This window comes from Pseudoalteromonas sp. 2CM36K (genome assembly GCF_023161865.1).
GTDB lineage: Bacteria > Pseudomonadota > Gammaproteobacteria > Enterobacterales > Alteromonadaceae > Pseudoalteromonas > Pseudoalteromonas tetraodonis.
Genome location: NZ_JALNTK010000018.1, coordinates 20979 through 37311 on the forward strand (window position 1 = coordinate 20979; position 16333 = coordinate 37311).

Genomic DNA, 16333 nt, shown 5'->3' on the forward strand with positions numbered 1-16333 from the left:
TGTGCTAATTATGTGATGCTACTTGTTGTCTGCACCTACAAAGCAAGAACATGACCAACTAAAAAATAATAAATACTTTCAGTAATTTAAAAAATAAAGGTTTAAAAATAAACATTGAAATGTGCGGGTTTCCACACATAAAAAACACTCAATATCACCATTTCCACCCATTAATCGGTGAACATATCTCGATTAAGGTTATATTTACTCATTTTATCGTAGAGGGTTTTACGCGCAATTTGTAAGGTTGTCATGGTGTCTTTAATGCTGCCATGGTTAAGCTCTAGCGCCTCTTCAATTAAGGAGTGCTCATAAAAGCTGACCTTTTCGGCTAGGCTCAAATCTAATGATAGCGTGCTGTTGCTTGAATCACTTTGTGCAAATGCCAGATCGGGGCCTAGCAATACCGCGCGCTCGGCTTGATTTCTCAATTCCCGCACATTGCCAGGCCAATCGTGCGCTAGTAAACGTTGTTGTAGTTCTATATTGAGTGCTCCTAACGGTTTATGAAAGCGGGTCGCAGCAATAGAACTAAAATGCTTAAATAACAGTGGAATATCTGCTTTTCTGTCTCTCAATGCAGGAATACTGACTTTTACTAAACTCAATCGGTAATATAAATCGGCTCTAAACTCACCTTTTTCTACCAGCGAAAGTAAATCGACTTTGGTGGCTGCGACAATACGAATATCAAGCTCTATCGCTTTATTAGCACCAACGGGGGTTACTTTTCGCTCTTCAAGCACCCGTAGTAATTTAACTTGAAGTGATAAAGGAGTGCTTTCAATTTCATCTAAAAAAACGGTGCCGCCTTGAGCAAACTCAAATTTACCTTTGCGATCGTGTGTTGCGCCAGTAAAGGCTCCGCTGATAGCCCCAAACAGTTCGCTTTCTATTAATTGCTCTGGGACTGCGCCACAGTTAATAGCCACAAACTGACAGCTTGAACGCGTACTATGGTCGTGTAAATAGCGAGCCACTAATTCTTTACCTGTGCCAGTTTCACCTTCAATCAGCACATCAGCTGGTGTATCAATCACCGTATTGAGTAGGTTCATCATGTGCTGCATTTTAAGCGTATCACCTAAAATACGCACACCGGGCGCCGACGTTTTCTCAACCGCGCGCTTCAGCGCTCTGTTTTCCATTACTAAAGCACGTTTATCTGAGGCTCTGGCAATACAATCTAATAAATTTTCGTTCAGTGGTTTTTCAAATAAATCATACGCGCCTAGTTGCATCGCTTTTACCGCAACAGAAACATCAGCATAACCGGTTAAAAATATCACGGGTAGTTCGCTATCGAATGCTTTTACCTGCTCAATAAACGTTAAACCATCCATAGTGGGCATGTTTATGTCACTGAGTACAATGCCACAAAAACTGCGATTTAACCGACTTAAGGCAACACTTGCATCACTAAAACACTGTACCTCATACCCCTCGAGCGTTAATAGCTGATTCAATGAATCGCGGATCATCGCTTCATCATCAATAACAATAATCTGTTTGCAAACAACGGCTTCAATCATTTTTAGTGGCCTCTATGCTTGATAAACTAATAATAAATTGCGCACCGCCTCCAGGGCGATTATGTGCAGTTAAGTACCCATTAAATGATTCAATAATTTGCTTTGAAATCGACAAGCCCAGCCCTAAACCGTTACTTGATTTGGTACTATAAAAAGGTTCAAAAATAGACCCCAACACATGATGCTCAATACCAGGGCCACTATCTAATATAGAAAGCTTAACGCGCTCTTCAAAGCATTCAACATCAAAACTGAGCTCTCTAACTGACTCACCTTTCATTGCCTGTGATGCATTGGTGATCACATTAACTAATACTTGTTCAAACTTTAACGCATCGACCCACACCGTGATCTCTTGCGAAAACTGCGGTGCACTTACGTTAACATCGTCTTGTTTAAGTTGCGGATGGGTGATCATCAACGCATTGTTTAATAACGCCGACAGTGGATGAGGCCGAAGTTGCATGGTCGCCGGTTTACTAAAGTGTTTAAGCTGCGCCACTATTTTATGCACCCGCTCTACCAAATTCTCGATAATGATTAAGTTTTCACTTAATGCGTTAAGCCTTCCCTTTTTTAGGAAAATTTTAGCACTGGCTAAATAGGTGTTCATTGCGCTGAGCGGTTGGTTAATTTCGTGATTAATGCCCGCACTCAATTGCCCAATAGTGGCTAATTTTGCCGACTGTACTAATGCGGTTTGGGCTTTTTCGAGTGCTTGAGTACGCTCTAGTACTTCGAGCTCTAAACTGTGACGCGAATACAGTAATTTTTTATACCCGGCAAAGCGTGCCAATAAGCTATATCCAACAAAAATAAACACCCAATAAAATAACACTAGCCATAGTAATCTAGGCACCTGTAAGGCGTTAATGTTTGAAATATCAACAAGCACTGTCATGGTTGCATTCAGATGAGTTAAGGGTCTTGAGGCGGCAACGTATTCATCTTCAGCAATTTTAAATTGCTCAATGCCTTGGCTTTTGTAGCGCTGTTGCTTAATTTGTAGCGGTTGATGATCTAAGTAAGCACGGCGCTGTTTAATATCACGACGCGCGGTAATATCAAGCTCTGTAAAACTATTTAAACGCCATGCGGGTTCATCTGACATGGCAATAATATTATCGGCAAGTTGCAAATAAAAATGGCTTCCTTTTGAGGTATTTAAAAGCGAACGATCGTTTTCAAATTTAGCGACATTAGTTTTAAGCGTCACCACGCCAATGGCTTTTCCATCTAGGTAAATAGCTTGGGAAAAATAAATTCCGCGCTCTTTTGAGCGCTGACCAAGTGCAAAGTATGCGACCTTTTCACCGGCAAACGCTTGTTTAAAATAAGGTCTAAATGCAAAGTTACTACCTAAAAATGTATAGTCGGTTTGCCAGTTACTACTGGCAATAACATCGCCATGAGTATCTAGTATGTATACATCTGAGGCACCACTGGCTTGTTGAATATCAGCAAGGTAATTGTTAATTGCATTAAAGTGTTGTGATTCATTATTAGTAAAACGAATCAATACGTTATTTTCAATTAGCAGCTGAGGGATAGCCGCAAATCGAGCGAGTTCGTTATCGATATAATTATTTAATTGGATGACTTGTTGATCAGCTTGAATTTTGGCTTGCCCTAAATCATAAGCACGACCAAACGAAAAGGTGATCACTAATAATAGTACTAACAATATACAGGCAAAAATAATTTTTTTGGGGATGGAGAACATAAACGCCTATGACAACTATGATGCCAATAATAAGTAATAGCCAATATTGTAACGAGTTATCCCCCTTTGCAGAAGAAACTTTTTGTTAACAATTATACTGAAACTAAAAAACCGTGAAATATTACATTCCACGGTTTAATCACCTTTTAAGGTGTGCTGTTTTAGCTTAATTTACGCTTTTGCAACGACAGGTTTGTCTTTAAAATATTTGTATAAGCCAATTAATGAGGCTGCAATCCAAAATATTTCAATCACAAAGCTTGCTAAGTTAAAGTTATAACAAAGGCTAATAAGTAACAAAATAGCGCCACTTAAATTCATTAAGTTATACGTTAAACTTTTAGGTGAAACTTTATTTAGTTGCAGCAAAAAAAATGAACCAACCACTAAAAAAGTACCACTCATACCAACAATATCAAATAAAAGTGCGATCACACGTCTATCCTTTTCCATTTTAAAACCCAACTGACTGGCCCAATCCATGGGGAGGGTTTTTTTCAATCATTGAAACAGCAAAACCAGCGAAGCTTACCAGTGAAATAAAAGCAAACAAGGGCTTATGTCCGCCCCGCACTACTTTAGGCTATAAACGAAGGGTTTATTTAAAAGTAACTTTACCACCAATCATTTTATAGGCAGGGGTTCCTCTTATAATTGTGGGGCGGGCAAAAGGTCGTTCACAGCCTGGGCATACGCATTCAGTATGGGTGTGATCTTGGGTTATTCTTTCTATAAAACATTTTACTAAAGCACCTTTGCCACCTTTACGGTATTTGAATAACGGTGCCTTACACGCAGAACAAAATATATCGACCGTTTTTGTAGGCCCTTTTTTATTGGGCTTAGCCATACTTCCTCAATAATTACTTTACGATTAGTTAATAGCATAATGCTATCACATCAGCGGTAGAAAATAATGAACGGCTGTTACGCTAATATATTTTTTAAACAGTCGGTAGATAACTCTACTTTATAAACGATTCGCTTTAGGCTTTTATCGATAAACGGGTTAATTGAGCTGATAACACATTCATATTAAAAGGCTTTACGATAAACCCTGACACTTTAGCATTAATCGCTTTTTTGACAGTCGAAGAACTATCTTCACAGGTCACCATAAGTACAGGAAGGTTTTTCAGCTCGGCATCTTTTCTAATATTATCAAGTAAAGTAATGCCATCCATTTTAGGCATATGAAGGTCTGTTATAACCAAATCAAACATTTGATTTTGCAGTATGTTTAATGCTTGAAGCCCATCTGTGGCTTCAACAATATCTTTATAATCTAACTGCCTTAACATATTAATTAATACATGACGCATTAACGGCATATCATCAACAACAAGTATTTTCATGCGTATGTTTTACCAAAATAGCTGCGAGCAAATTTTCGTTAAAACAAAGTAAAGGCGACACGCCAATCTAAAAGGTATTAACAAAAACGTGTAATGTGTAGTAACAACATTAGTTAACAATACCTATTGCCGCAAGTAATCAGATGGATACTTGTATCCCCTTATTTTAGCTAAACAAAAGTTTAAAAAACTGCAAACGAAGCTTGGGTTATATGTGCTAAGCTTTTTGCACTTAGTGTTACTTCTAACCCTCGTTTTCCGGCACTAACATATATCATTTCAAAATCTAACGCACTGGAGTGTATGTAAGTTTTTAGCCGCTTTTTTTGGCCAAGGGGGCTTACTCCTCCCAAAATATAACCGGTACTCGCCTGCACTTTTTGTGGGTCTGCCATCATCACTTTTTTTACTGCACAAAGCTTCGCAAGCTGTTTTAAATTAACCTGCTGAGTGACGGGAGTCACCGCTACAATAAGCTGTTGCTCTGAGGTTTCTAGCACTAGGGTTTTAAATACTTGGGCGCTATTTAGATTAAGCTTTTCAACCGCTTCGAGGCCGTAATTAGTATTGTTTATATCGTGCTCGTAACTGAGTATGTCAAACTTAATATTGCTTTTTTTTAGCTGCTCTATAGCGGGGGTCATCTGATAAAGTCCAAAATAAATTTCCCTAATAATTTAGCACATTAAACATAAAAAAACGGCGCTAAAAAAGCGCCGGTTTTACTAGGGTCTATTGATCCGACTAATTACTTAGTTAAGTCATCAAAAAACTTTTTAACCCCATCAAAAAAGCCTTGCTCTTTAGGACGGTTTTTTGAGCTGTCTTTGCCCATACTTTCATCTAATTCTTTAAGTAAGTCACGTTGACGCTCGTTTAAATTAACAGGCGTTTCAATCACAACCTTACAAATTAAATCGCCTTGAGCACCACTGCGTACTGACTTAACACCTTTGCCACGCATACGGAACATTTTGCCCGTTTGTGTTTCTGACGGTATTTTAAGCTTTGCACGGCCATCAAGCGTTGGCACTTCAATTTCACCGCCAAGGCCTGCGGTGGTAAAGCTTATTGGTACTTCACAATATAAATTATTAGCTTCACGAACAAATATTTTGTGTTCACGAACAGATACTTGCACATACAAGTCACCTGCTGGTGCACCATGCATGCCTGCTTCGCCTTCACCTGATAAGCGAATACGATCGCCAGTATCTACGCCTGCCGGGATTTTAACCGATAGCGTTTTAGTTTTTTCTACACGGCCTTGCCCATGACATTTATTACAAGGATCTGAAATGATCTGACCTTGTCCATGACATGTCGGACAGGTTTGCTGCACGGCAAAAAAACCTTGGCGCATTTGTACTTGGCCTGCACCATGACAGGTTGTACATGTCTTTGGCTTTGAACCCGCTTTAGCACCACTGCCATCACATGGTTCACAACTAACCCAAGTAGGTACTTTAATCTCAACGTCTTTACCACGAACCGCTTCTTCTAAGCTTAAGTCCATGTTGTAACGTAAATCTGAGCCACGTTGCTGGCGTGATTGACGTCGACCACCGCCGCCACCAAAAATATCACCAAATACGTCACCAAAAATATCACCAAAATCACCTTGGCCGCCGCCAAAGCCACCGTGACCACCGCCACCACCTTGTTCGAAGGCTGCATGGCCGTATTGGTCATACATTTGACGCTTTTGCGCATCAGTCAGTATTTCGTAAGCTTCTTTAACTTCCTTGAATTTAGTTTCAAGGTCTTTATCACCGGCGGTACGATCGGGGTGATATTTCATCGCTAAGCGTTTATACGCTTTTTTTATGTCTCGCTCACTCGCATCTTTGCTTACGCCGAGGACTTCGTAATAATCGCGTTTTGACATATCTATCACACTACTCTTTTCTATTTACAGCGTTAGCTGCTGGACAAACCGATAAATCATATCGATTTATCATTGAATTTTTAAAGCGTTTTATTCACTTCTCTTTACATGCAAAAGGCGCGTTAAGCTTTAGCCTACGCGCCTCATGTGTTCATCCTAACTCAAACACTTGATTTGGTCATGTGTTTTAAATTAGCGAGAAGCGTTAGCAACAATTACTTGTCGTCTTTAACTTCTTCGAACTCTGCATCAACAACATCGTCATCTTGTTTAGCTGACTGTTGTTGTTCACCAGCGTCACCACCAGCTTGTTGTGCTTTAGCTTGAGCGATTTCCATTAGCTTTTGAGACTTTTCAGCAAGCGCTTGCGTTTTCGCTTCAATCTCTGCTTTGTCGTCACTCTTAATTGCTGCTTCTAGGTCAACAACAGCCGCTTCAATCGCGTCTTTGTCTTCGCTTGGTAGAGCATCACCCGCTTCTTCAATTTGCTTACGTGTACCGTGAACAAGTGCATCAGCTTGGTTACGTGCAGCTACTAACTCTTCAAACTTTTTATCGTCTTCAGCGTGCGCTTCTGCATCACGAACCATTTTTTCAACTTCTTCATCGCTTAAGCCTGAAGATGCTTGAATAGTGATTTTTTGCTCTTTACCTGTATCTTTATCTTTTGCAGATACATGTAAGATACCATCGGCATCAACATCGAATGTTACTTCGATTTGTGGCGTACCACGTTGTGCTGGGCGAATGCCTTCTAGGTTAAATTGACCTAGCGATTTGTTATCACTTGAACGTTTACGCTCACCTTGTAGCACATGAATGGTTACTGCAGATTGATTATCTTCTGCTGTTGAGAATGTTTGCGATTTCTTAGTAGGAATCGTGGTGTTTTTCTCAATCAGTGCTGTCATTACTGACCCCATCGTCTCAATACCTAGAGATAATGGTGATACGTCTAGTAATAGTACGTCTTTCACGTCACCTGCAAGTACACCACCTTGAATCGCAGCACCCACAGCTACCGCTTCATCCGGGTTAACATCTTTACGTGGCTCTTTACCAAAGAACTCAGCAACTGTTTTTTGTACTAGTGGCATACGTGTTTGACCACCTACTAAAATGATATCGTTAATATCATTTACAGATAAATCAGCATCCGCTAATGCACGTTTAAGTGGCTCAATTGACTTAGTGACTAAGTCTTCAACTAATGACTCAAGTTTAGCACGCGTTAGTTTAACGTTCATGTGCTTAGGACCTGTTGCATCGGCAGTTACGTACGGAAGGTTTACTTCTGTAGATTGTGCAGATGATAATTCGATTTTCGCTTTTTCAGCCGCCTCTTTAACACGTTGCATAGCAAGCGGATCATTTTGTAAATCGATACCTTGGTCTTTCTTAAATTCAGCTACTAAGTAGTTGATTACACGGTTATCGAAATCTTCACCACCTAAGTGAGTGTCACCATTTGTCGCAAGTACTTCAAATGTGTGCTCACCTTCAACTTCATCAATTTCAATGATTGATAAATCGAAAGTACCACCACCTAAGTCGTATACCGCTACTACGTTTTCGCCACGGCTTTTATCCATACCGTATGCAAGGGCTGCAGCTGTTGGCTCGTTGATAATACGTTTTACTTCAAGACCCGCAATACGGCCCGCATCTTTTGTAGCTTGACGTTGTGAATCGTTAAAGTATGCCGGTACTGTGATTACCGCTTCAGTTACTTCTTCACCTAAGAAGTCTTCAGCCGTTTTTTTCATTTTTTTCAATACTTCAGCAGAAATTTGTGGTGCAGCGCGTTTTTCACCGCCTGCTTCTACCCATGCATCGCCATTATCTGCTTTGATAATTTTGAAAGGCATGATGCCGATATCACGCTGTACTTCTTCGTCTTCAAAGCGACGACCAATTAAACGTTTGATTGCAAATAACGTGTTTGTTGGGTTAGTTACCGCTTGACGTTTTGCAGGTTGACCTACTAACGTTTCACCGTCTTGCGTATAAGCAATAATAGACGGGGTTGTGCGATCGCCTTCCGCATTTTCAATAACACGTGCTTTGTCACCATCAAGTACTGCAACACAAGAGTTAGTAGTACCTAAATCGATTCCAATAATTCTACCCATGAATCTTCTCCAACTTCTAAATTCGTTAATACATTCGATGACTAGTTAATAGGGATGCCACAAAGTTAATTCAACTGTAAAAATGAAAAAAAACGCATTTTTTTTAATTTATTTACTAAATAACCCTAAAAAGAGTAGGGATTGCTGATTTTTTGTAATTTGGGAGCTTATTTTTTGTCTAGTCTGATGAGTTTGGGTGTGATATAAATTTAGCAAATAACAGCAAAAGGACATTATTTGTGCACTTTGAACAATTATTAAAACAAGCTGCCCAAGCGAGTCAGGAAACTGACCCGTTAACCAATACCATGCAGTTTCCTGCTAACTGGTGCCAAGGTCGTACTGCTTTTGGTGGCCTCTCTGCTGCGTTACTTTATCAAGCAATGCGCAATAAAGTTGATTCATCAAGAAGATTGCTTTCTTTAAGTACAAACTTTGTAGGGCCATTATTGGCTGAAAAACCGTTTTCATTATCGGTAGAAATATTACGTGAAGGTAAAAGCAGTACCCAAGTGCTCGCCAAGGCTATTCAAGATGATGCGGTGTGTGTCATCGTGCAGGCTTGTTTTGCAAAAAATCGTAACTCATCAATTAATGTGCCGGTATCAAAGTCGTTAACCTTACACCCTGTAAACGAAGGCCATTGTTTAGGCTTTGTCCCTGGGAAAATGCCAGAGTTTTTTCAGCATGTTGATTTATGCCCACAGCAAGGCGCCATGCCGTTTAGTAGTGCGCAAACCTCTCACCTTGGTGGTTGGATGCGATTTAAACACAAGCCTGAAGAAATTACAGAAGCTCATGTTATTGCTCTTACTGACGCATGGCCGCCAACATTACTACAAATGTTTAAGCAACCAGCACCGGCTAGTAGCATGTCGTGGTATTTAGAGTTTGTACAAGCGCCTAATTTAGTGCCAGGTGAATGGTTGGGTTTTGAAGCAATCACTCATCATTCAAAAGATGGCTACGGCTTAGAAGATGGCTGTATTTGGTCACAATCGGGGGAGCTTATTGCACTCACCCGTCAAACTGTTGCCTTATTTGATTAATTAAAGAGCAGTGAAGTCGCGCTAAGTATATTGCTTATCTAAGTTAAGCATGATGGTGCGATATTCACCACTTTGAATTATGTTGGCCAAGCCTTTATCAAACTGCAGTCTCAGCAAATCATTGTTAAAATACGCAGGCCTTGCCACAGGTGGAAAAATAGCATGAATAACAAAATCTTTAGTGGCATTGGCTTTTTGATATTCCTTTAAATAGTGAAGAAATATAAGTCTATCGAGAATAATCGTATCAACCCACCCTGCCATTAAATGGTGTATCTGCGCTTGTTGATTGAATACTTCTTTATAGCCTCTCAAGTTCTCTAAGTTGTGACCAAATTCTTTAGGTAAATAAGCAGGCGCATTTTGAAATGCTAAAACACTTTTAGTCGCCAGATCGTAAATAGTATTAATAGTGAAGTTACTCTTTTTAAGACTCACTACCACATTCTCATAACTAACAACCGATTGGCTTCGATATATGCCAGCAATTAAAATACCCGAGTAATTCAATGCAATATCAACATGGCCTTGATTCAATAAAGCATCTGCACGCTGATTTGACATGTAATGTACATCAACCTAATTTATGTCTTGATTGTTAAGTGCTGTCTTTACAATCTCGAGCTGAATACCTGGATCATTTTCACTTATTACATAAGGCGCAACAGTCGGGTTAGCCGCAATAATGACTTGGTGCTGCTTAATACCATTAACAAATGCAAAACTATCGCCACATAAACACACTAAGGCCAATAAAAATACAATTTTCACTCTTTCACCTAATCCGTTTTTATTTTCAGTTATTGGGGTTACTTTTCTTTAGTAATTTAGCCGCAGCGTTTGTATTTAACGATTATTTATAGCAATATTTAAATTATTAAATTAATTACAAGCTAACATTTTGCAAACTGCCTGCCCAAGCTGTGATCTTATCATTGATATTCCCGAGATTAATGCCAAACAAGTGGCATTGTGCCCACGCTGTAGCCATAAGATCCGCGGTATTAACATAAACCATGACACTGAAATAGTCGCACTGAGTTTAAGCGCATTATTAATGTTGCTCAGCAGTATGTTTTATCCGTTTATCTCTTTTAGTAGTAATGGCATTACCCAAACTATTACCCTGCCCGACGCAGCACGGATTTTATTTAACTATGATAGTGACCTACTTGGCTTATTTATCGATATCAGCATTATTATTTTACCTATGAGTTTGCTGATTATTTTGATCCCTTTGCATTTAGGCGCACTCAAAGCACTGCCGCAAGCAGTTGCAAGAAAGCTATTAAAATTCACTTTAACGCTGGAGCCTTGGATCATGTCAGAAATATTTTTGATTGGTGTTTTAGTTAGCATGGTAAAAATAATGTCATTGGCTGAGGTTAGCTTTGGTATCAGCTTTTTTGCCTATGTGGGATTTGTTATTTTTTATATTAGTGCATTAACGCGTTTAAATCGTGCTAGGCTGTGGTCACAAGTAAGCCCTGTCACTACACTTCAAAATACTTCAAACACTGAGCGGGCTATTGATGAGAATATAAAAGCCTGCCATGTTTGCCATCAACTGAGCGTTGAATCAATCTGTCCTCGTTGCCACAGTAAAACGTATTTAAGAAACCCCTACAGCGTACAAAAAGCGGCTGCATGGTTAGTTACTTCTCTGATTTGTTATATTCCTGCGAATTTGCTCCCTATTATGTACACTATTAGCCTAGGGGATGAAACACCTGCAACCCTTATTTCGGGTGTTATTACGTTATGGAATAGCGGCTCATACCCTATTGCTATTATTATATTTTTTGCCAGTGTGGTGGTACCGTTAGCCAAAGCGCTTATTTTGAGCTTTTTGTGCTTTATGGTTACAAAACCTGCCAACCTGCATACAAAAGGTTACACAAAAGTGTATCAACTTACTGAATTTATAGGTAAATGGTCTATGATTGATGTGTTTGTTGTGGCTATATTAGTTGCACTAGTGCAGCTAGGAAACTTAATGTCGGTTACACCCGGTTTGGGCATCGTCTTTTTTACCGTTATGGTATTATGCCAAATGATGGCGGCACACGCATTTGACCCTCGCCTACTGTGGGACTCACCAAAAATAATAACGCAGAGAATAAAGCATGATTAAAACAGCTAACGTAGCACAAAAACCAAGTATTTCTGCAATTTGGATCATTCCTGTGGTTGCCTTATTTGTTGGTGTTTGGATGCTTTATCAGTATCAATTAAATAAAGGGCAAACAATCTACATCACTATGCCCCAAGCCGAGGGGATTATTGCTGGTAAAACAGAAATTAAAGTGCGAAGTGTCAAAATAGGTCAAATTGATCACGTCCGCCTTTCTGATAGCCAAGACAGTGTAATAGCCCGAGCACAAATAGATAAAAACTATGATAATTTACTCACCGAAGATGCCAGTATTTGGGTAGTAAAACCACGCATTGATGAAACTGGGATCAGTGGTATGAGCACCCTACTTTCAGGGGTTTATTTAGAGTTTTCACCGGGAGAAAGTAGCCAACTTAAAAAACGCTTTACCCTGCAAGAAGAGCCCGCATTAATTGGTAAAGATGTTCAAGGTGGGCGCTTTAAGTTACTCAGTTACAATGCTGAAGTACTTGATGTGAGTACTGGCATATTTTTTAAAAACTACAAAATAGGCCAAATAGAAACCGCCACCTTTGATTGGAAAAACCAAGCAATGCAATACGGTATTTTTATTAAAGCCCCCTATGAGAACCTGATCACCTTAAACTCTATTTTTTGGGTTAACTCAGGTATTGAAATAGATCTCTCTGCTGATGGCATAAATATTAACACCGGTTCACTAAGCAAATTATTAAAAGGCGGTATTTCTGTTGGCTTACCTGATCAGCAAGCCCCTGGCGATTTAGCACAAGATGGTCATAGCTTTTCTTTGAGTCAAAGTTATAAGCAAGCCTTAGAAGAGCGTTTTTATGATTTTGATTATTACCTTATTGAATTCGAACAATCGATTAGAGGACTCCGTGTTGGTGCGCCAGTTGAGTATAGAGGTACACGCGTCGGCACAGTGGTTGAAGCGCCCACCAATGTAATTATAGATGGGAAACCGGCTCATTTTCGCGCCAAAAATACCGCAGTTCCAGTATTGATAAAAGTAGAATATGGTCGTTTATACCATATCACCTCGGTAGCAAAAGAGTATTGGAAAACAAGCGTTAACGAGTGGATTAAAAATGGCATGAGAGCGTCACTTAAACCGGGTAATTTGCTAACCGGTGCAGTTTACGTCGATTTTGACTTTTATACCGACACCCCAAAAAGCGAGCTTAAAAAACTTGCTCAATACGATGTATTTCCTAGTGTATCGAGCGGTATAACGGTACTTGCCGATCAAGTATCGGATGTACTTAATAAAGTGAATAACTTAAAAATTGAAGACAGTTTAGCCAAAATGCAAACTACGTTTAGCGAGTATCAAGCTCTGGCCAGTGAGATGCGCACATTATTAAATAAGCCCGATACACAAAATTTACCTGGCGACTTTAATCGTAATCTCGAAAAAATAACCAAAAGTATGGAACAATTTGAAATAACCATGCGCCAGTTTGACAAAACCATGGCAAGCTATCAAGCAGGCTCTCAAATGCACTACCAACTTGAGCAAACACTGCTACAAATTAAGCGTTTAACAGAAGAGTTTCAGCCTCTTACTCGTGGCTTGAACGAGCAACCTAATATGCTCATTTTTGACAAATCACTACCTAACGATCCACAACCGAGGAAGCAATAATGAAAGCACTATTTTTACTTTTAACGGGTGTGATCTTTATCAGTGGTTGCAGCTCTGCTATTCAAACAACAATTCAGTATTACCAATTTGAGCAGCCCATTAATGACTCTTCGCGAAATGTGCAAGATACACAGGCACAACTGCGCGTGCAAACAGTTACCCTAAGAGGCGCATTGAATAATCGGGGTATTGCTATGAAAGTAGATAGTAATCAAATCCATGCTGCTAATTATCATCTATGGGGTGAGTCGCCAGATGTTATGCTCAGTGCCAGCGCGCAGCAAACATTATTTAATACCATGACAAACTGGATGGTTATTAAAGGCTTACCCGTTATTACCGACCAACAGCAACAAACATTTTACGAATTAGAATACGAACTACACCACTTTAACGGTGATCTGCAAGGTAATGCAGATATTTCAGGTCTATGGCGTTTATACTACACTCACCCAGAATCGGGTAGGCGTTTACTAAGCATCCATAATTTTTCATCTGTTATGCCAATCGATGCTGATGGCTATGATTCATTGGTGGCTACTCTTGAAAAAATGTGGCAACAAATCAACATCCTTGCGGCAAAAGAAATTGAAAAAGCGCGAATTTAATTTCGCTCTGTATTAAGTAAATATACATCTACCGCAATGTTAGTGCTTTTTATTATAACTTGACCTTGGGTTTTAAAACCGAGCTTTTGTAATACATTTTTTGATGCGCGGTTATCACAGCGGGCGATCGCCGTAACCTGTTTAATCCCCAAGTTTTGTCTATGGTTTAGCAAGGTATTTGCCGCTTCAAAAATATAGCCCTTTTTTTCAAAACCGTCTTTTAGCGCATACCCTAAGTCGGGATATTGCAGAACAGCTCGCTGATAAAACCCAACAATACCAACTAGTGTTTCATCTTGTAATGCGATTATATAAGGCCCAAAGCCATGCTGCTTATGGGCAGATATAAAACTGTCTTTGATGTATTTTTTAGCGTCGTCTAAGGTATAAATACCTTTATCACCAATGTATTTAGTGAAATTAGCCTGATTAACCAACTTAAGTAACTCCGCCGCATCTGCTATTTGTGCGAAGCGTATGTGTAAGCGCTCTGTTGTAAAAGCAATATTCAAAATAACTCCTGATAATATTTTTCACGACCCGATATTTTTTTATTGACTGAAATAAAAAAGAAGATTATTTTTGCGCCGATGTTTTTAAAGGCACAACAATAGCGGCATGCATTCCTTGCGCCGGCTGGCGCCAAAGCCAACGCGTTTCACTAAAACTATTAATTTAACATAATTTTTTAAGTGCCCTTCACGCGTGCAAAAGCAGTGACTTGGAAAATGATTTAACAACGAACTTATCATCTTCTTTGTTTTTGTATAAGCAGTTTACTTTTTAAATCTGCTTTTAATTTTGTGATCTTATAAATGCTTGAACCTTCTGCGTTAACTCTACTGCCGCCTGCGGTAGTGGTTGTATTGGCTGTTGTTTTACGCCGCCCTATTTTATCGTTACTGATTGGTGCATTAGTTGGCTTTGTTTTAGCTGACCCTAGCAAAGTTCTCTCAAATTTTGCCAGCACATCACTCAAAGTAATGACAGATGAAACCATTGGTTGGTTAATACTTGTGTGTGGCGGCTTTGGTGCGCTTATTGCCTTATTAGTGCGTACTGGAGGGGCTTCAGCGTTTGGTAGTTTGGCTTTAAAGTACACCCGAGGTAAACGATCCTCCTTATTTATGACCTTTTGTTTGGGTGTCGTGATATTTATTGACGATTATTTAAACGCGCTTACCGTGGGTGAAACCATGAAGCGGATCACCGACAAATTTAAAGTGAGTCGTGAAATGCTCGCTTACGTTGTTGATTCAACGGCAGCGCCTATTTGTGTACTCGTCCCTTTGTCAACGTGGGCTGTATTTTTTGGTGGCCTGTTAGTGGATAACGGCATCGCAGAAGAAGGCCAAGGCATTGCCGTTTATATTCAAGCCATTCCGTACATGTTTTATGCCTGGTTTGCGGTGTTGACTGTGGTGCTGGTTATTGCCGGCGTGATCCCTACTTTTGGCCCAATGAAAAAAGCCGAGCAACAGGCGCTAAGTCACGCTCCTATTTTAGAGCCTGTGATTTATACTCAAGTACAAACCGCCGATGAATATGCAGTAAAAGCAGCGGAAGAACACTTTGAAGATGCGGATCCTAAAGGTAAGTTATATAACTTTTTGTTGCCGATTATTTTATTAGTCGCATTTACCGTATATTTTGAAATAGATGTGTACAAAGGTCTATTAGCGACAATGGCTGTCACTTTGCCATTTTATGCGTTACAAAAATTAATGAGCGTTAGCGAAATGATTGAGCGCATGCTTGATGGCTTTAAAAGCATGATACCGGCTATTGGCACTGTTATAGCAGCATTCATATTTAAGGATGTATGCGACTTAATTGGCTTGCCACAATTTGTGATTGGCAGCTTAAGCCCGTATATGACCGCTGGCTATTTACCTGCGGTGGTATTTATTGCGATGTCGATATTAGCGTTTGCGACGGGTTCAAGTTGGGGGATTTTTGCGGTTTCAATTCCTATTGTCATGCCCCTTGCGACGGCGGTTGATGCAAATATTCCATTGGTGATTGGCGCATTACTTTCAGCGTCTTCATTTGGTAGCCAAGCCTGTTTTTACTCTGATTCAACCGTACTAGCAGCACAAGGCTCTGGCTGTAATTTGATCAGTCATGCTATAACGCAATTACCTTATACCTTAATTGCTGCAGGCTTTGCCATCATTGGCTTTTTACTTATGGCCTAACATGACAATGGTAGCCATTTTACTAAAACCATAATTAACGCCGTTAAAACAAAACCCAGTCATTGT

Annotated in this window: 15 protein-coding genes and 1 pseudogene; 5 read left to right on the forward strand and 11 right to left on the reverse strand. The window is 39.8% G+C overall.

The window, feature by feature from the left end; translation table 11 throughout:
- Positions 1 to 170: 170 nt before the first annotated feature.
- The 8 genes from MTN97_RS12155 to dnaK all read right to left on the reverse strand — a co-directional run bounded on the left by MTN97_RS12155 (position 171) and on the right by dnaK (position 8630).
- Entirely contained in the window at positions 171 to 1532 is a 1362-nt protein-coding gene (locus MTN97_RS12155; RefSeq protein ID WP_248474491.1) for a sigma-54 dependent transcriptional regulator, read from the reverse strand.
- On the reverse strand, positions 1525 to 3255 hold the full coding sequence (locus tag MTN97_RS12160) for an ATP-binding protein (protein WP_248474492.1): 1731 nt from the start codon (positions 3253 to 3255) through the stop codon (positions 1525 to 1527). The genes MTN97_RS12155 and MTN97_RS12160 overlap by 8 nt, the downstream gene beginning before the upstream one ends.
- 171 nt (positions 3256 to 3426) lie before the next feature.
- Positions 3427 to 3690 (reverse strand): CBU_0592 family membrane protein, encoded by a 264-nt coding sequence (locus MTN97_RS12165; protein WP_008112375.1) that lies wholly within the window; start codon positions 3688 to 3690, stop codon positions 3427 to 3429.
- A 163-nt stretch (positions 3691 to 3853) separates the two neighbouring features.
- Positions 3854 to 4105 carry a hypothetical protein gene (locus tag MTN97_RS12170; RefSeq protein ID WP_013463170.1) on the reverse strand — a complete coding sequence of 84 codons (252 nt, stop codon included), beginning with the start codon at positions 4103 to 4105 and terminating at the stop codon, positions 3854 to 3856.
- A 136-nt stretch (positions 4106 to 4241) separates the two neighbouring features.
- Positions 4242 to 4610 (reverse strand): response regulator, encoded by a 369-nt coding sequence (locus tag MTN97_RS12175; RefSeq protein WP_008112370.1) that lies wholly within the window; start codon positions 4608 to 4610, stop codon positions 4242 to 4244.
- A gap of 182 nt (positions 4611 to 4792) precedes the next feature.
- Positions 4793 to 5254 carry a Cys-tRNA(Pro) deacylase gene (gene ybaK / locus MTN97_RS12180; protein WP_028834112.1) on the reverse strand — a complete coding sequence of 154 codons (462 nt, stop codon included), beginning with the start codon at positions 5252 to 5254 and terminating at the stop codon, positions 4793 to 4795.
- Positions 5255 to 5358: 104 nt separating this feature from the next.
- The gene (gene dnaJ / locus MTN97_RS12185; protein WP_013463168.1) at positions 5359 to 6498 is read right to left on the reverse strand and encodes a molecular chaperone DnaJ; all 1140 of its coding nucleotides are present in this window, start codon (positions 6496 to 6498) and stop codon (positions 5359 to 5361) included.
- Positions 6499 to 6713: 215 nt separating this feature from the next.
- Positions 6714 to 8630 carry a molecular chaperone DnaK gene (dnaK, locus tag MTN97_RS12190; protein ID WP_248474493.1) on the reverse strand — a complete coding sequence of 639 codons (1917 nt, stop codon included), beginning with the start codon at positions 8628 to 8630 and terminating at the stop codon, positions 6714 to 6716.
- Positions 8631 to 8869: 239 nt separating this feature from the next.
- Between dnaK and MTN97_RS12195 the strand changes: the two genes are divergently transcribed.
- A complete protein-coding gene (locus MTN97_RS12195; RefSeq protein ID WP_036983906.1) occupies positions 8870 to 9679 on the forward strand; it encodes an acyl-CoA thioesterase in 810 nt (269 codons plus the stop codon).
- Positions 9680 to 9700: 21 nt separating this feature from the next.
- On the opposite strand, the gene MTN97_RS12200 is transcribed toward MTN97_RS12195, so the two are convergent.
- Together MTN97_RS12200 and MTN97_RS12205 are read right to left on the reverse strand one after the other, a co-directional pair.
- The gene (locus MTN97_RS12200; RefSeq protein WP_248474494.1) at positions 9701 to 10243 is read right to left on the reverse strand and encodes a transporter substrate-binding domain-containing protein; all 543 of its coding nucleotides are present in this window, start codon (positions 10241 to 10243) and stop codon (positions 9701 to 9703) included.
- Between the two features lie 15 nt (positions 10244 to 10258).
- Positions 10259 to 10450, reverse strand: a complete 192-nt coding sequence (locus MTN97_RS12205; protein ID WP_248474495.1) for a hypothetical protein — start codon at positions 10448 to 10450, stop codon at positions 10259 to 10261.
- A gap of 130 nt (positions 10451 to 10580) precedes the next feature.
- Here MTN97_RS12205 and MTN97_RS12210 point away from each other — a divergent pair.
- The 3 genes and pseudogenes from MTN97_RS12210 to MTN97_RS12220 all read left to right on the forward strand — a co-directional run bounded on the left by MTN97_RS12210 (position 10581) and on the right by MTN97_RS12220 (position 14069).
- Positions 10581 to 11809 (forward strand): annotated as a pseudogene (locus MTN97_RS12210) (PqiA/YebS family transporter subunit).
- Entirely contained in the window at positions 11806 to 13461 is a 1656-nt protein-coding gene (gene pqiB, locus MTN97_RS12215) for an intermembrane transport protein PqiB (protein WP_036983903.1), read from the forward strand. Before MTN97_RS12210 ends, pqiB begins: the two are co-directional and overlap by 4 nt.
- Positions 13461 to 14069 (forward strand): PqiC family protein, encoded by a 609-nt coding sequence (locus tag MTN97_RS12220; RefSeq protein ID WP_069438979.1) that lies wholly within the window; start codon positions 13461 to 13463, stop codon positions 14067 to 14069. Before pqiB ends, MTN97_RS12220 begins: the two co-directional genes overlap by 1 nt.
- Here MTN97_RS12220 and MTN97_RS12225 read toward each other — a convergent pair.
- Positions 14066 to 14581, reverse strand: coding sequence for a GNAT family N-acetyltransferase (locus tag MTN97_RS12225; protein ID WP_248474496.1), 516 nt, complete (start codon positions 14579 to 14581; stop codon positions 14066 to 14068). The genes MTN97_RS12220 and MTN97_RS12225 overlap by 4 nt on opposite strands.
- Positions 14582 to 14884: 303 nt before the next feature.
- Here MTN97_RS12225 and MTN97_RS12230 point away from each other — a divergent pair, with 303 nt between their 5' ends.
- Entirely contained in the window at positions 14885 to 16267 is a 1383-nt protein-coding gene (locus MTN97_RS12230) for a Na+/H+ antiporter NhaC family protein (RefSeq protein WP_248474497.1), read from the forward strand.
- Positions 16268 to 16333 lie beyond the last annotated feature (66 nt).

Excerpts from the sequence above, each read along its gene's own strand:
- MTN97_RS12155 (WP_248474491.1), bottom strand. The coding sequence starts at position 1,532 with ATGATTGAAGCCGTTGTTTGCAAACAGATTATTGTTATTGATGATGAA.
- MTN97_RS12160 (WP_248474492.1), bottom strand. The coding sequence starts at position 3,255 with ATGTTCTCCATCCCCAAAAAAATTATTTTTGCCTGTATATTGTTAGTA.
- MTN97_RS12170 (WP_013463170.1), bottom strand. The coding sequence starts at position 4,105 with ATGGCTAAGCCCAATAAAAAAGGGCCTACAAAAACGGTCGATATATTT.
- MTN97_RS12175 (WP_008112370.1), bottom strand. The coding sequence starts at position 4,610 with ATGAAAATACTTGTTGTTGATGATATGCCGTTAATGCGTCATGTATTA.
- ybaK (WP_028834112.1), bottom strand. The coding sequence starts at position 5,254 with ATGACCCCCGCTATAGAGCAGCTAAAAAAAAGCAATATTAAGTTTGAC.
- dnaJ (WP_013463168.1), bottom strand. The coding sequence starts at position 6,498 with ATGTCAAAACGCGATTATTACGAAGTCCTCGGCGTAAGCAAAGATGCG.
- dnaK (WP_248474493.1), bottom strand. The coding sequence starts at position 8,630 with ATGGGTAGAATTATTGGAATCGATTTAGGTACTACTAACTCTTGTGTT.
- MTN97_RS12200 (WP_248474494.1), bottom strand. The coding sequence starts at position 10,243 with ATGTCAAATCAGCGTGCAGATGCTTTATTGAATCAAGGCCATGTTGAT.
- pqiB (WP_036983903.1), top strand. The coding sequence starts at position 11,806 with ATGATTAAAACAGCTAACGTAGCACAAAAACCAAGTATTTCTGCAATT.
- MTN97_RS12220 (WP_069438979.1), top strand. The coding sequence starts at position 13,461 with ATGAAAGCACTATTTTTACTTTTAACGGGTGTGATCTTTATCAGTGGT.
- MTN97_RS12230 (WP_248474497.1), top strand. The coding sequence starts at position 14,885 with ATGCTTGAACCTTCTGCGTTAACTCTACTGCCGCCTGCGGTAGTGGTT.